Consider the following 13,946-nt stretch of genomic DNA (forward strand, 5'->3'; position numbering starts at 1 on the left):
CTTGCTTCCAATTCATGGGGCAAGCCTTTCTAGTTGTCTTCACTACTCGAAGGCATGTCTCTGATATGCAAGTCCATCTGAGGAAAGGCGATTTCTATGCCATTTTCTTTAAAGCGTCTATCTATATCTTTGTTAATGATATGAATTGTAGACAGTCGATGGTCTATCGCCGTTATGTATACCCTGAGTTCAAAATCTAAACTACTCGCACCAAAAGCAAGAAAGAACACCGACGGGGACGGTTCCTCTAGGACTAAAGGGTGGCTTGTCGCAATCTCGTACAGGATAGATTCGACTTTCTCAATATCAGAACCGTATGCCACGCCTATAGGTATGACGATACGTGTTATTGGATCGGTTAATGACCAGTTAATCAGTTTCTCTGTGATAAACGCTTTGTTGGGTACGACAATCTCTTTGTTGTCCCAGTCAATAATCGTCGTCGCTCTGGTTTGAATTTTACTCACTGTCCCTGACAGTTGGTTGATAGTGACGATATCGCCAATTCGAATTGGGCGCTCAAAAAGTAATATCAACCCTGATATGAAGTTTGCAAATATCTCTTGTAAGCCAAACCCAAGACCAACCCCAAAGGCCGCGACGAGCCACTGAAGTTTTGACCACTGAAAGCCGAGGATGGTAAAAGCACTCATTGTCCCTGCCATAAGTATTAAATATCGGAGAATGGTTGTGACGGCGTAACCTGTTCCCGGAGATAAGGTAAGGCGTCTGAGTACGAGCAGTTCGAGAATGCCAGGCAAGTTCTTCACCGCGATGACAGTTACGACGATTGTGATGAGGGCGTAGACGATAGACTGCAGCGTAACGCCCACCAAACGTGTTCCAGATTCAGTCGTTTCATTGACCTCCCAAATGACAATGCTTTCGAGAAAGCTAGTGGTCTCTAATGCGTTGGACCAAAGTGCTAAAAAAGCAAGGAGCAATCCAAGGACTGAGAAGCTACGCAGTAGCGTTAAGGATTGTTCGCTCACCTCACTGCTGTCGATGCTTTGTTCTTCAACTTCGGGGAGAGTCTCTCTTAGTTCATCAAACTCTCTGTTTTCATCTGCTTCTTTCTGTTGAGCGATGAGCTCTTCTCGACGCATGAGTAATCTTTGATAGGTGAGTTGGATATGCTCTAGTTTTAGCCAACGTTCTCCAAGCTGAAAGGTAATAAGGGCTAATAAAGCCACAAGAATCGTAGCTTGTTGATAAATCAGCAACATCCATGAGGCAACATACATGCCTAAAATGGCCATGACAGCAATCGCGACAAAAGAGCCGAGAATGAGGACGCGTAACAAGAATAAACCAACACCGGTGTGAAAGGCGCTAGGGAGTACTTTTGGAAGACTGTCGCTTCGAAGCAAAGAGTAGAAAACGGTTGATGTCGCGGCGATGAGCGTTAAAAAGAGTAATCTTGAAAACTCTGCTTCTTCAGTGCCTGAGACCAACTCAGAGCAGAACATAAGCAGTAACAGGAGCGCGAGTGGCCACCTTAACTTTTTACTCTCTGTGTGAAGGAAACCTGCGATATGCTCTGGCCAATTTAAATGCAGTGATAAAACGCCATGCTTAAAACTTAATGCGTAGATGAATTCAAGCGCAAATAGTGCCGCTGAGCTTGCCATGATAATGTCTTTGGGTTCACTCGAAGTTTGGATTGGCCAGAGAAGATAAATACCGTACGTCGTTAATCCGAACCACAATGGCAGACAAGAAGCTCTTAGGACTGCCATTCCAAGCAGTTTTAGGGTAAAGCGAAACTTGTCTCTTAATGGGTGGCCAAAATGCTTTTTATATTCATGCCTCAGACTGCGAGCTTTAACAACCAATCTGCTATTAACAAAAACCAATAACAAGGTATAAATGAGCAATAACGCTGAAAAGGTTATTTTTTGTCTTTCGGACACGTTGTCCAAAATTGAGCTTAGTGGAGTATGTAATCCAAACCACGTCGATTTATTCCAATGTTGTAAGCTCTGCCAGAGAGGCACATTGCTTCTAGTCCAAAGCTGTTGTTCTTGTAGAAAGTTTCGAGCCTCGTTCACCTCAATCTCGTATTGACTGCGCTCAGACTGCAATGTGGTCAATTCAGTTATTAGTTTGTCATATTCTACAGACAACTGTTTGACGAGTTGCTCTTTTACCATTTGCAACGAAGATTTTTCCTCCAAACTGCTTTGTGTCGCGAGCAACGCATTATTTACCGCAATATCCGCTTCATCTTGGCTCAACTCGTATTTCCTAATATGGGCGTTAGCAATTTCATCGGACGTAGCCTCCCCACCAATGTTGATCGGTAGGCGCTGAAGTTGAGCTCGAATGGAGGCACCAAATGCTGTGCTCTCTCGAAGCCAACTCAAATTAGCTTTTATCACGTCTTGGTCATCTGACAAGCTGCGTCTTTCTGCTGATATTCGTTGAGACTCTATTCGTGCACGGTCTATTTCTACCAGTACTTTTTCAAGCTCAATTGCGAGCGTACGAAGTGAGTCGGAGAGCTTTTCTTGAATAGGATCGGAGTTGGTGGCTTCTGAGCTTAAGATTCGAGCTTTATTGATGAGCAATCTGACGCTAGCTTGTTCTTGTTGTGTGAGCTGATTTTGTAGTGTGATCATCAAAGGAGCAGCAATCTGTAGTTTTCTTGTGATGAGTTGCTGTTCTAGTCGGTGCAACTCGGTACGCTCATCCAAGCTTTGCAGTTGAGTATCCAGCAATTGACGCTCTAGTGTTAGCTTTTGCTGTGAGGCGAGAAGCAGCCAACTCTCTATTTCGGAGAGTGCTTCGACGGATTGAAGCGTTGTTTGCTCGAGCTGTTGATCAATCTCTGCTAGCTGTTTGGGCAAATCAGTTTTCTCGGAGGTGAGCTTCTCGGTTAATTCTTTGCCAGTCTGATTAGCGGCTTGCCACTGAGCTACGGAGGCCTGCAGAGCTGACATCTCTTGCGATAGGTCGTTGTAGTCGCTCGATTTTCCAACTTGAAAGACCTTCAGAGTTTCAACATCCACAATGCTCTCTAAGAGTTTCTCTTTGAGCAAGGGGTAGCGTGTAATGGTGTCTTGGTACTTTGTTTTGTCTTCGTTGAGTGTTGAAAACTGATTTGTTATGTCTAAAAGCACCTGATATTTATCTATGAGTGGTTGGTCGACGGGTACCGAGTTTGAAAGTTGGGTAATCTTATTCTCTATTTCAGAAGGCGCAGGCAACTGCCCAGCAGACGAGAAAGGGGAAACCAGTGCCAAAACGCTTCCTAATAGAAATGAATAAAAATAGCTGCGTAGTTGGTGCAGTGATGCTTTTAAGCTTGGGAAGTTTAGTGCTTGTTGCATGCGTTACTCTCACTTTGTTGCTAGTCAAAGTGTAATTAAGAATAGAAAACTCGCCTGTATTCTTTGTGGCTCCGATCAAAGAAAGATACGTTTTTGTAACAATATTTTGACAAAAGGGACGTTCTTTGGCTTACTGGTCAGAGGAGTTTTTAAAGGAATCTGACATGTTTAGCGCATTACAAAAGGCGAATTTTTATCTAGGAACGTTTGGTTTTTTTAAGGTGCCTTTGATTTGGCTCTGCCGTCCAAAACTACTCAAGCTTGATGAAAATGAAGTAGAGCTGAGAATTCCATTGAAACGCAGAACTAAGAACCACCTTAACAGTATGTACTTTGGCGTTTTAGCGGTGGGTGCTGATGTAGCGGGTGGATTTATGGCCATGAGTAAAGCACAGCAACGCGGCAAGCGTGTTTCTCTCGCTTTCAAAGAGGTGGAAGGGAAGTTTCTTAAACGCCCAGAAGCGGACGTCCATTTTATCTGCAAAGATGGCCAATTGATTGATGACATGCTGGATGAAACGCTGCGTTCAGGTGAGCGAGTCAACCAACCTGTCCGCATTATTGCTACGTGTCCAAGTTTACACGGCGATGAACCCATGGCTGAGTTCTCGCTCGTGTTATCGTTAAAAGCTAGGTAGTGCTAGACCGGTATTCTTTCAATATCGACTATCTTGGAGCGATTGAGGACTATCTTCCATCGATAGTAGGTCGGCTCTTCACCCTGATTGTTTTCTTTCACAATTAGGTTCAAAAGGTGTCGTTTTTCGAGTGATTCTTTAACGACTTGTCCCTCTTGAAGCTTATAGATTCGGTTGCTGGATTTATCCATCAATCGAGTCAAAGCACGAAAATTAATGTTCAGTATTTCGCGTGTTTGCTCGTATCCACTGGTAAATCGAGATGTCGCCATCTCAGTATGTGCACGATAGTGCAATACTTCTTCTTCGCGCTGGACAGATCGTTTTTTACGGATGCTCTTAATGCGGTCTGGCAGTTGGTCAAATGAGCTGTAGTCAAGCCACTCAATTTTCTTGCCGACCTCTTTTTTGGTCGTGGCATCGATAAATCGGCGACGCCATTTAGGCTTTCCCCTTTGTATCCAGCGCCACATGATGTCACGTAGGTCGTCTTTAAATACTTCTCTAAGCGCATAAATGACAGATAACACCAGGATAAACGACGCCGTGATTTCGCCAAGATAGTCACGAGCGAGAATAACCGCTGAGGTAACGAATAGCATCACCAAGCCCGTTGCGGATCCTTTGATCATACGCTTGGTGTTGTTACCCATACTGGTAGATTTTGATTGAAGTACAATAGGGTGTTCAATCAAGCGGCGCAAAAGTCGCATCTTGTTCGCTAGTCGCGTCGGGTCACTCTTAACCTTATCGGAGTTGTAATTGTTTAGATTACGATGTGCTTGCTCCTTTTCCACAATGGTAATCAAACGTTCTTTAAGAGGGGTGTATGTTTTGCTATTTGGAATATACACAACTAACTCGAGAAGCTTCTGTCCGGTGTACCAAGAAAGATAGTTATCGATATTTGCATAGTGACGCTTTAGGCTGTCGTCGTAAGGTACCGAGCGGCGCATCTTACGAAGTATGTCTAGAGCAAGTTCAATAACCTCGTCGACCTCATCAGCGGTGATTTCGTCTTGCGCTGTCTCTTTGAATGTTGCTACTGCTTTGTCTAGTGCTATCACATATTGATACGCGAAAAGACTTAAGCTGACTCGGTACTGAGTATTTGAGAGCCTGCCTCGTTTGGCGAGACGAGAGTGGACCAATGGAAGTAGTGTTTCGTTACTATAGTAAGCGCGTTTTTGCGAAATAGACTCGTGATAGAAATCTGACTCGGAAATGAGATGAGACTTCATTCCTAGTTCATTAGGAATAAATAAGAATACGTCCAAGTCGAGTTTTTTAGTATTGGCCATTACATGCGCTATTTTTAAGGTAATGGCATCTTGTTTGTCTACGGTGATCAACCAACTCTCTCCGTGTGCTGAGATTGCTCTAAGCATATCAGAACCAAGGTAAACTAGCATCTTAAAGGGAGTTAGGTATAATCGCGCCAACTACTACATTAGAGATAAAAAACATGATTAACATAGGTCGTACTAACCAATTGGAAGTAATTAAAGAAGCAGACTTTGGCTGGTTCTTGGACGGAGAGGACTATGGCTCTATCTTACTTTCCAAAAAGCATGCGCCTGAAGGTGTGGCGATTGGTGACAAGGTTGATGTGTTTATTTATTTCGATGCTGATAACCAGGTTGTGGCCACGACGGATACTCCTATTGCACAAGTAGGCGAGTGGGGTTTGATGAAGGTGGAAGGCGTCAACAGTGTCGGCGCCTTTGCTAATTGGGGCATTAAAGAAAAAGACCTGCTTATACCGTTTAGTGAGCAGCGAGGTCGTCTATCTGAAGGCAAGACAATCTTAGTGTATGTCTACACAGATAAAGCCTCTGGTCGAATCGTTGGTACCACAAAATTCAACAAGCTGCTTGATAAAACGCCAGCTCGCTATCAAAGAAATGAGCAAGTAGACCTGCTTATCGCAGAGCGTAGTGACCTAGGTTACAAGGCTATTGTGAATGGTCAGCATTGGGGCATGATTTTCCCATCAGATGTGATCGGTAAGCTATTCGTAGGTAAAAAACTCAAAGGCTTCATCAAGCAGATTCGTGAAGATGGCAAGATTGATCTGTCATTGCAAAAAGTAGGCGTTGCTAAGATGGATGATTTGAGTGAAAAGATCTTGAGCTTGCTTGAGAAGAAAGGGGGCTTTTTGCCGTTGAGCGATAAGTCTACGCCTGAAGCGATTTTTGCCGCTTTCAAAACCAGCAAAGGGACGTTCAAGAAGAGTATTGGTGGTCTTTACAAGCAAGGCAAAATCTCCATCGAGAAAGACGGTATTCACCTAAAGTCCGAATAGAAGATTTCTCTTAGTCAAAGCACGTACTCATGTTAGAGGAAAGCTTTGACACAGAAAACTCAGACATAAATGTCAGGTACAAAAAGAGGCCCAAAACTGATCCTGATTTGGGCCTAGGGGAATGGCTCATGGAGAGCCTACGCTAACTGTTTTAAACAAGCTTGTTGGAGAAAATCAAGCTTCACACCTTTTGCGAACAACCATTAATGTTCGCCATTTAAACGGATATTGCTGAATTGCCTATGTCTCGATAACCTTTAAAGTGTAGTACAGAACAGCAAAAAAGCGATGTTGGGTGCAGTTTTTACTAGCCCAATTCGCTATCTATTTGGGTTAAAACAGGTTTTTGTCGCGTACAAGCTCTCTTGGCAGGCCATTTTTAACTCGGTTTCCTACCCATTTACCCAGCCCAATAATAAACCCGTTGTAGCTGACGAGCACTTCTCCCTTGCCAGATAGACCCTCTGGTCTCACATCGCGTCCCATAAACCACTCTCGAGCATCTGCAGTTTCAAGTGCTATGGTGTCCGTATTGTTGTTGGCGAGCGCTGTCGCCACTTGATGTTGCCATTTGTAGCCTTTCTTATGTTGCTCAGCAATTTTGATGCCCATGCGAGAGAAACGAAACTCACCAAGCATTGGCTCTAAGGCCCTAGGGAACAGCCAAATATCATTATCACGCTTCCATAACACGCCGTCTGAGGGGAGTTCGATCGAAAATGATTGCTTAAGATTAGTGACAACGTCACCTGATTCCTTGTTGGTGAGTTTACTAAAAGGAAATTTACCGAGCTTTTTCTTAACAGTAGGTGCGGTCACTGGAGCGAGCTTGGTAAACTTGGCAATGAAAAAGCCTTCGCTATCATAAGTTTGGGGGAAAACGTGTAAATAGCCTTCTGGCGTCGTTGCTTTCTCCGCACCTTCAAAAAGGTTCTGTAAGCTTTGTACTTGTACGGCATCACCAAATGCCTCTAGTAGATACTCAGCGACCTGCTGATTCTCTTCAGGGCTCAACGCGCAGGTTGAATAAACAAGGTGGCCACCGACTTTTAGTGCGTGGAAGGCGCTTTCAATGAGGTCTTTTTGGGTAGCGGCGATTTCAGCGGTCGAGTTGAGACTCCAGTTCTTCATCGCATCAGGATCTTTCCTAACCGTACCTTCACCTGAGCATGGTGCATCAAGCAAAATCGCATCAAACTGTTCAGGTAGCCAGCCGCCAAAAACACGAGCGTCGTAATTACTAAGGGCTGCGTTTCGAACGCCGCAACGTTCAATATTAGCGTGTAACACTTTCACTCGGCTTGCTGCAAATTCGTTTGCAACCAAAACACCTGAGTTCTCCATTAGCGCTGCTAATTGAGTGGTCTTAGAGCCCGGTGCTGCGGCCATATCTAACACAGCTTCATAATCGTTATCTTCACCTGCGTAGAGTGCGCTCGGTGGCAACATAGAACTCGCTTCTTGAATATAAAATAAACCCGCCATGTGTTCTGCGGTGTTACCTAGCGGTACCTCGGATTCATCAGCCTCAATCCAGAATCCTTCTTGGCACCAAGGAATTGGATTAAGTGTCCAGCCTTTCTTTTGCGCATTGATTTTAAAGGCATCAACGGTCGTCTTCAGTGTGTTGACACGAATGCTTTTGCGTAGTGGCTTACGACAAGCTTCGACAAAATCTGTCATTGACAGATTCTCAGGAAGAAAAGTTTCGACGTGGCTAAGGAAATCTTCGGGAAGGTAGACGTTAGAATGCAAAGTGAAGCCTATTTATGCGTTTGTGGATTGCGTTGAATTATATACGCACCTCATTGGTAATGAAACAAAGCTGCTTAGGTGTTGCTATAAAAAAATAGCCCGCAGAGCGGGCTATTGAATCGCGTTTTAGAAATTAGGTTAGGGCGCTGGGATTGCGGTTCGCCATTGCGTCCAACTAGCATCTGCTTCTTTATTAAGGTAGAAGGTTTGTCCCTCCTCTGCCTTAGGTTGCAGCTGTGAGCCTTCTGGTGTAGAGAAGGTAATACCGCCTCGAATTAGGCTATCGACCGTACCTGCTTTGATGTTCGCACCAGAAAGGCCAAACTGTACGTTAACACCAGAAACATTCCAGAACACACTGTTTGCTCTGACAAGGTAGGCATAATCAGGATCGATTTCGATAGTTGAGATAACGCGATCTGCAAAAGGACCCAGTTCGACCATAGTGACACTGCCGACTTCAATATCACGATACAGAATCGGTGTGCCTGGCTTAATGGAGCCACGGTTTTCGCTTTGTAGAATAAACTCAACACCGTTATCTACTTTGGCAAAATCATGCAGCTCAAACGCTTTAGTAGCTTTACCTACACCAGGCTCCACGGCAATATATTGAGAGACCAGAGCATTAAGGTTTTTAACACCATTGAGTCCAATTTTTGGCTTTACAATCCAGAAGTAGGCACCGTTATTCGTCAACTGTTTGACATACTCAGGAAGAATTCGAGCAACAATTTCAACTCGTTGTTTGTCGAAGTCTGGCAGTGTCAGCATAACTTCGCCTACTTTCACACCTTGATACTTGATTGGCATCCCTTTAGAAACTTCTTGGTCTGCTGTCGTTGAATAAAGGGTGATGGATTGTCCGAATTTTCGGGCGGAGCCGAAGTCTTCGTATAGCTTCCAGTTTTTACCTGTTTTGTTTTCAATCCCAGGCAGACTGTCAAAGGCGATACCACCATCAATGAGGGTTTTCAGCGGCGCGGCCTTCACACTGACGCCGGAAAGAGACGCTTCCACTTCTACACCTGAGCGGTTCCAAAATACGGTCTGATTAGTGACGAGATATTTGTATTTGTTGTCGATAGTGACATTGATGTAAACCCCGCCATCAGTGAGTTCGTAGTTAGAAACACTGCCGACTTGCATGTTTCGATAAAGCAGTGGACTACCTTCTTTTACGGGAGGAAGTTCGTTGGCGAACAATCGTAATGTCATTGCGCCAGACTGGTTGTGCTGTGCAAGCTCTGCCAGTGCTTTTGTTTGGAAAAGAGGGAACTCGGCACGTTCCGTCGCCTTACCTTCACTAACAAAACTAATCGAGCCAGTTAAAAGCTGTTTAGCCGGTGGAACAGTGACGTTGAGGCCTGCTTCAGTGAGTTCTGCAGTAGCACTACCGGTCACAAAGAAACGATTTTGGGAACGAATAAGGTTTTTATATTCAACGTCAATAGCGATGTCCATTGCGACTTGATCGTCAACCAGTTCGACACTTAACACGCTACCCACAGGGATCCCTCGATAAAGTACGTTGACGCCGGGTTCTAAGCCAAATGAATTGTTTGCTAATAGACGTAATGAAACCGATTTTGCTTGAACTCGGTCTAGTTCTTCTTGTTGGATAGCGACAAATTCACGAGTTTGTGGGCCATTGCCTGGTACTAAAGTAAGGAAGTTACCTGTAATCAAGTTAGATAGGTTCTCAACACCGGAGAGGGATACCTTTGCTTCTTCCAATAGGAACAACGTACCTTGAGTGAGCATGTCACTGAAAGCCGGTTCAATAGAAGCCGATGCGACGATAGAATCTCGTTCATCGTTAAGCGCGAGGTTGTTGATACGACCAATTTCGAGGCCTCGATACACAATTGGGGAACCGTTGGCCTTTAAGTTACTGTTATCAGGCAAGGTAATCTTAACGGGAATGCCTCGACCCGCTGTTTTGAGATCTTTGTAGAGCGTGAAATCCGAACCATCTTCGACGGGTGCGCCACCATCCGGGGAATCTACAGCAATCGCGCCTGCCAAAATAGCAGCCAGACTTTCAAGCCGTATATCGACACCTTGGAAGCCAACGCTCGCACCAATGCCACTCACATTCCAAAAGCGGCTTTTATTGGTAATGATGTGTCGAAACTCTTCTTGAATCGAAGCTTGAATCACGACGGTCTCTGCATCTTCATCCAATTTGAAGTTATAGACTTCACCAATAGGGATTTTCTTGTAAACAATCTTAGAGCCAACGGAAATACCGCCAAGGTCTTTTGCACGTAAGGTGACAGTTAGGCCATCATTGATAGCAAGTTCAGTGGGGACTGAGGCTAACGCATTGAATTTGGTGCTAGAACTGCTGGACTTGGACGCTGGATGAATGGCGATATAGTTACCCGAGACCAGCGCATCAAGACCAGAAATTCCAGACAGAGAGGCTGAGGGTTTAACTAACCAGAACTTGGTGTCTTCGCCGAGCAGTTTTGCCGCTTCTGGGTAAATATCTGCGTCGACGTAGATATTGGACAGGTCATCAGACAAGTTGATATCTCGAACCATACCAACTTCGAGTCCTTGGTATCTGATTGTCGTTCTGCCAGCGATAAGGCCCTGAGCATCAGAGAAATAAATTTGAACGCGCTGTCCAGCATCATGAACAGCCTTTGCGAGCAACCAACCAGCAAGTGCGATGGTTAATATAGGCAGGATCCAGAGCGGCGAGATTCGCCTGGATTTTTTTATCTCTGGTGCATAAGAGGGTTGTGGCTGATTGTCATTACTCATTAATGCTACTACTCACTGGTTTTGCTGATTCTGCTTGTTGTAGTGATGCGTGCTTATCCCACAACAACCTCGGATCGATTGATTCGGCAGCTAACATGGTTAATACCACGACAATGCCAAATGCTACGGCGCCAAATCCTGGTGTAAAGTTCAAGATCTGGCCACGGTCAACTAAAGTCAACATGATTGAAATAACAAACAAGTCGGTCATTGACCATTTTCCTATCCACTTAATGGCTCGATATATCATTAAAGCATGACGATGGTTTCTTACCATGTTGAATTGAATACAGATTAGTAGATAGGCTAATCCCAGTATCTTTGCCACAGGGACAACGATACTGGCAACAAATATAATAATAGCGATACCGAGCATGTCGTTGTTAATCAGCGACGCAACCCCGGAAAATATGGTGTCTTCTAGCAACTGACCATTGGTTATCAATATCGAAATTGGAATTAAGTTCGCTGGGAAGATAGCGATGGTTGCTGCAATGAGTAGCGCCCAGGTTTTTTGCATCGAGTTGGGCTTCCTATGATGCAGAGGACTTTCGCAGCGAATGCACTGAGCGGCTTCTTGTTGTGATAGATGACAGCTGTGGCAGTGTATGTGTTTGTCAGTAATAGAGAGGCTGTTTTCTGGACGCCAAAGCTCCCAATAGCGTCGAGTACTCACGCGGCTGATAAGCAAAATAGTGATAACTTGCAGAATCACAAGGCTGTACAGCGCGTTACCAACAAAAATATCCGAGTAGTCTTGTAGCTTGAAGCAAGATATTGCAACACTGATAAGGAATACGTCTAACATCACCCAGTGCTTGCTATGCTCCAGTATCCAAAGCGATCCTTTGAGAGGATAGAACCATCTTCGCTTCACCGAGAGGTGAGCGGTGAGAATGGCGACGCACATTGCCAGCGGTGCAATGGTGTGACAAAACAGTGTTAGCAGTGCGAGTCCGGGATACCCCTCTTTTATTAAGGCTCGTACGCCTTCTATTAGGGTACCTTCGATCATGACTCCAACTAAGCGAATGGTAATGAAGTCAAAATAATGGGAAGGAATGAAGAGCAGCAAGCAGGTAATTGCGAGAGCGAGGTTGCCATTAAGAGATGCATTATCGCTGCGGTAAAGAGTAGTGCCGCAGCGAGGGCAATTTGCTGTCTGACCAGGTAGTAACTTAACACGATCGACGGGCAGTTCGCAGTTTTCACAAAGACGAACTAGCGATGATGGCGAAGAATGAGCGCAAGCCTTCATCACTGAGACCTCTCGGTACTCAGTGATATTGTCACAAAACTAACTTGCAGATTGCACCGTACCGTAAAGCGTTTGGTACAGTCCTTCTTTCTCGACCAGTTCAATATGGGTTCCTGATTGTGTTACTTGTCCATCTTCGAGCACGTAGATAAGGTCAGCTTGTTTTACCGCAGAAAGGCGATGCGCGACAATGAGCGTGGTTCTGCCTTTAAGAAACTCACCAAGTGCGGTGTGAAGCGCAGCCTCGGTTGCTGTATCTAATGCCGATGTCGCTTCATCTAGGATCACAAACTGTGGATCGCTTAGAATCATACGAGCGATTGCAAGGCGCTGCCTTTGGCCGCCAGACAATCGAATGCCGTTCTTACCGATTTGCGTTTCTAGACCATCAACGAGCTTGTCAGTCACATCTTGTAACTGAGCGACTTTCAGTGCATTCCAAATAGAGAAGTCATCATACTCTTTTCCAAGGGTCAAATTATGCCTTAAGCTGTCATTAAAGAGTATAGGTTGCTGTAAAACAACGGCAATTTTATCTCTAATAATGTCAAAACCTATGTCATTAGTGTCAACTCCATTGAATTTGATAATGCCATCACGTTGTTTATACACGCCAATAAGTAACTGGATGAGTGTAGACTTGCCGCCACCGCTAGCGCCCACGAGCGCAACTTTCTTACCAGCAGGTATTTCTAGGTTCAGTTTGTTCAATACATCTTTGTCAGAGTCATAGGAGAAAACGACATCTTCAATAGCGACATCAACTTGCTTGTTAATGCTAAACGGGTTGGTTTTGCTCACGACCTGAGGCTCTTCCTCTAAATCGAGTAGGGTGTTGATGCGACCTAGGGCGGCTTTGGCACTGTACCAAGAAAACTGAATGCTCAGCAGTTCTTGAACCGGACCGAGCATGAACCAAAGGTAACCAAACACTGCGAATATCTGTCCAATGGTGAGATCACTGAATAAAACCATCACCATTGCGATGGCACGAAAGAGTTCAAACCCGATTAGAAAAAGTAAGAAGGAGAGACGTCCTGCAGCTTCGGACTGCCAAGCGTACTTGTCAGCATTGGTTCGCACTTCATTGGCTTGCTCTTTAAGTTGTGCCAGAAAATCTCTTTCACGGTTAGCGGCGCGAAGCTGATAAATGCCATCTAGAGTCTCGACCAATCGGTTTTGGAACTTTTCAAAAGCTTGGTTCTCTCTTTTCTTTAGGTGTTTGACCATGCCACCAAGCTTTTTGGAAAAGTAGACGACGATGGGGTTGACCAATAAAATGAATAACCCCAAACGCCAGTCGATCCATAGTAAAACGACGGCAGTCCCCAAAACGGTAAGAAAGCTGATAATAAACTTGCTAAGCGTAGAGCCCACAAACTGATCAATGGTTTCAATGTCGGTAATTAGGTGGGCATTGATTCCTCCACTACCGCGTGTTTCATATTGCTGAATACTGATACGACCAAGCTTGTCGATCATTTTGCATCGAATTTGATAGGTAATTGTTTTAGAAACGAGAGTAAACTGTCGCCCTTGCAGGATATTAAGGCCTTGACTAAAGGTTCTCATCAGGACCACGAGAAGCAGAGTCATCGCGATATAACCAATCGGTGTTTGCCAACTGTCAAACATGATGGTGTTCATTGCTTTGAGACCACCAGCGGGTTGGTTTAGCAACACTTCATCTACCATCACCGGCATTAATAGTGGGATAGGGACGCTGATTAGTGTTGCGATGATTGCGATGATGTTGGCAACGATCAACCGAGACTTGTGATTTTTTACTTGTGTTATCAACCAGGAACGGCTAATAGTGTCTTTACTATACGTCATGCTTGTGAGAATAATTCCTATTACGATTGGCTGGCATTGTACGTGTA

The 13,946-nt window shown here is 44.7% G+C and carries 8 protein-coding genes; 2 read left to right on the plus strand and 6 right to left on the minus strand.

The features are described 5' to 3' along the window. Positions 1-29 precede the first annotated feature (29 nt). Positions 30-3,332 (minus strand): mechanosensitive ion channel domain-containing protein, encoded by a 3,303-nt coding sequence (locus tag J4N45_RS07955; RefSeq protein ID WP_252014434.1) that lies wholly within the window; start codon positions 3,330-3,332, stop codon positions 30-32. A gap of 164 nt (positions 3,333-3,496) precedes the next feature. Between J4N45_RS07955 and J4N45_RS07960 the strand changes: the two genes are divergently transcribed. Beyond that, positions 3,497-3,970 carry a PaaI family thioesterase gene (locus tag J4N45_RS07960; RefSeq protein WP_042475684.1) on the plus strand — a complete coding sequence of 158 codons (474 nt, stop codon included), beginning with the start codon at positions 3,497-3,499 and terminating at the stop codon, positions 3,968-3,970. A 2-nt stretch (positions 3,971-3,972) separates the two neighbouring features. Here J4N45_RS07960 and J4N45_RS07965 read toward each other — a convergent pair whose 3' ends face one another. Then, the gene (locus tag J4N45_RS07965; protein WP_252014674.1) at positions 3,973-5,322 is read right to left on the minus strand and encodes a hypothetical protein; all 1,350 of its coding nucleotides are present in this window, start codon (positions 5,320-5,322) and stop codon (positions 3,973-3,975) included. A 113-nt stretch (positions 5,323-5,435) separates the two neighbouring features. Here J4N45_RS07965 and J4N45_RS07970 point away from each other — a divergent pair, with 113 nt between their 5' ends. Beyond that, the gene (locus J4N45_RS07970; protein ID WP_252014436.1) at positions 5,436-6,275 is read left to right on the plus strand and encodes a CvfB family protein; all 840 of its coding nucleotides are present in this window, start codon (positions 5,436-5,438) and stop codon (positions 6,273-6,275) included. A 333-nt stretch (positions 6,276-6,608) separates the two neighbouring features. Here the strand turns inward: J4N45_RS07970 and rsmF are convergent, their stop codons facing one another. From rsmF to J4N45_RS07990, 4 genes are all read right to left on the minus strand, one after another. Continuing rightward, positions 6,609-8,030 (minus strand): 16S rRNA (cytosine(1407)-C(5))-methyltransferase RsmF, encoded by a 1,422-nt coding sequence (gene rsmF / locus J4N45_RS07975; protein ID WP_252014439.1) that lies wholly within the window; start codon positions 8,028-8,030, stop codon positions 6,609-6,611. A gap of 138 nt (positions 8,031-8,168) precedes the next feature. After that, entirely contained in the window at positions 8,169-10,805 is a 2,637-nt protein-coding gene (locus J4N45_RS07980; RefSeq protein ID WP_252014441.1) for a PqiB family protein, read from the minus strand. Beyond that, on the minus strand, positions 10,798-12,063 hold the full coding sequence (locus J4N45_RS07985) for a paraquat-inducible protein A (RefSeq protein ID WP_252014443.1): 1,266 nt from the start codon (positions 12,061-12,063) through the stop codon (positions 10,798-10,800). Before J4N45_RS07985 ends, J4N45_RS07980 begins: the two co-directional genes overlap by 8 nt. Positions 12,064-12,102: 39 nt before the next feature. Next, positions 12,103-13,899, minus strand: a complete 1,797-nt coding sequence (locus J4N45_RS07990) for an ABC transporter ATP-binding protein (RefSeq protein ID WP_252014445.1) — start codon at positions 13,897-13,899, stop codon at positions 12,103-12,105. Between the last annotated feature and the right edge of the window lie 47 nt (positions 13,900-13,946).

This window comes from Vibrio sp. SCSIO 43140 (assembly GCF_023716585.1).
Classification (GTDB): domain Bacteria; phylum Pseudomonadota; class Gammaproteobacteria; order Enterobacterales; family Vibrionaceae; genus Vibrio; species Vibrio maritimus_B.